General features: G+C 43.5%; 1 protein-coding gene. It reads right to left on the minus strand.

Translation table 11 applies throughout. The annotated features are described in order from the left end of the window. Positions 1–347, minus strand: a 347-nt coding sequence (locus AB4351_RS22215; RefSeq protein ID WP_372127203.1) for a transposase, incomplete at both ends; no start/stop codon positions are given.

Genomic DNA, 347 nt, shown 5'->3' on the forward strand with positions numbered 1-347 from the left:
TTGTTTATCCCTTCTAGGGTGCAGGTGTTTAGCGGATAACTTGCCGATGCGATAATACCGTGAAGATAAGGACTCAGTTTTCGTGCGAACTCTTTCAATGGCTTAATTCCACTCTCTTGTACTTGTGCCCACCAAGCCTCCCAGAGCCCTTTAGCATGTGCTTCTGATTCACAATACCAAAGCTCTTTGAGTTGTGCCCCGAGTATATAAGTGGTCATTAAGTCCTTATTGATATTCAATATTTCTGTAAGATAGCTGTCTTGCCGTGGATTTAAGTTGCCTCTATTTTTCAACAACACCCAGCGTGAGCGCTTGACCCATTGCCTCGCTTTTTTATCTTGCTTGAG

The organism is Vibrio sp. 10N.261.51.F11, assembly GCF_041471665.1.
Classification (GTDB): domain Bacteria; phylum Pseudomonadota; class Gammaproteobacteria; order Enterobacterales; family Vibrionaceae; genus Vibrio; species Vibrio crassostreae_C.